Genomic DNA, 1568 nt, shown 5'->3' on the forward strand with positions numbered 1-1568 from the left:
TGAAGTGCCATAGAAAAGTTAGACAAATTTTCTACCACAACAATATCTGGTTCCTTAATGAAGTCTACCTTCAACGGAAGGTAGGCTTTTTATGCAACTTCCATCTGCTCAGTTACCATCATCTCTCGGTACTCCACGGGCGTTAGACCATCCTTGTTCAAGGAAATCCGCTCATGGTTGAACCAGTCGCTGTACTCGGCCACTTTGTCGCGTAAATTTGCGATATTGCCGATAGTGAGGCGGTTTAGGCATTCTCGTTTAAGCAAGTTGAAGAAGCTTTCGATGGGCGCATTATCGTGACAATTGCCTTTACGCGACATGCTCTGCTGAATGTTCATCTGCTTGAGTTGCGCCACGTAACTTGGAATCTGATATTGCCAGCCTTGATCCGAGTGGAGAATCGGGCGAGAGCCAGGCAAGAGGTGGCGTTTGAGTTCATTTAACGTCTCTTGGATCATTTCCTTGTTAGGAGAACTGCTTACTGAGAACGCAAGAACCTCACGGCTTGCCTCGTCAGTAATGGCTGAAATATAGCCCCATTGACCGTTAGCGAGCCGGACTTGGGTCACGTCGGTATGCATCACTGTGAGCGGTAGTGTCGCGTTAAAGTGCTGCTTCAGTACGTTCTTCGCAACGTTTCCGACGGTTCCCTTGTAGGAACTGTACCTGGACGTATGCTTCGAATATAGCGTCACAGACAATCCCATACGCCTCATCACCCGCCAGACCGTCTCCTCAGCGTACTTAAAGCCAGCTTTCAGCGTTTCTTTGTATATCCGGCGATAACCGTAAATCTCATGTTTTTCATGGAATAGCGGCCTGATGAAGGCTTTTAGCTTGGCATATTTGTCCGGCTTTTTGTCACGCTTGAGCCGGTCGTAATAGGTTGCTCTTGGTAGCTTCAAGGCAGCTAACAGTGCTGGAAGCCCATATTGCGGCCGTAACGAAGTCACGACGCTCGCCTTCACTTTCGTGGTGAGTGAGTCTGCGAGTTCTCCGTCATGGTCGCTAGCACTTTTAAAATGTCGCGATTCATCTCTGCCTCGTGCAGCTTCCGCTTAAGCTCCATAATCTCTTGCTGATACTGTTCTTCTTTGGTGGGCTCGATCGTCTTAAAAATCTTCTCGCCGTTCTTCTTGTTCTTTCGCTTACTCGTGGTATGCCTTCCCTTAGGCTTAGGGCGCAGACCAGCAACACCTTGTTTTTGGACGATTCTCATCCAACTATTAACCTGAGTTGGTGAGATGCCAAAGTGTGCCGCTGCTCTGCGACGACTAGTCTCGTGTGTTTGCACGTATTCTACCACTGCTACCTTGGCGTCTACTGAGTACTCAGCTTTACTATGTTTGACTTTGAGAGAGGTCAAACCATGCTGCTCCGCTTGATTAATCCACGTTTGAATTGTCATGTGAGAGCCAATCCCATACTTAATGCAGAGGTCGCCCATACTAATTCCACCTCTGCGATATTCGCCAACCACCTTTGCCTTAAGTTTACTAGAATACTTTGTCATCAAAAAAAGCCCCACAATCATTAGACACTTTGTCTAACAATTGTAGGGCACTTCA

The 1568-nt window shown here is 47.5% G+C and carries 1 protein-coding gene and 1 pseudogene; both read right to left on the reverse strand.

The genetic code is table 11. The features are described from left to right. Window positions 1-89: 89 nt before the first annotated feature. Window positions 90-977, reverse strand: a pseudogene (locus tag FC75_RS07940) (IS3 family transposase); the annotation flags it as partial. Continuing rightward, window positions 965-1534, reverse strand: a complete 570-nt coding sequence (locus tag FC75_RS07945) for a helix-turn-helix domain-containing protein (protein ID WP_156314515.1) — start codon at window positions 1532-1534, stop codon at window positions 965-967. The gene FC75_RS07945 and the pseudogene FC75_RS07940, both read right to left, overlap by 13 nt. Window positions 1535-1568: the final 34 nt, after the last annotated feature.

The sequence above is a fragment of the Lacticaseibacillus camelliae DSM 22697 = JCM 13995 genome (assembly GCF_001436615.1).
In the GTDB taxonomy this organism is placed as follows: Bacteria; Bacillota; Bacilli; order Lactobacillales; family Lactobacillaceae; genus Lacticaseibacillus; species Lacticaseibacillus camelliae.

What these genes read in the sequence shown, in the direction of transcription:
- FC75_RS07945 (WP_156314515.1), bottom strand. Translation starts at nt 1,534, where the DNA reads ATGATTGTGGGGCTTTTTTTGATGACAAAGTATTCTAGTAAACTTAAG.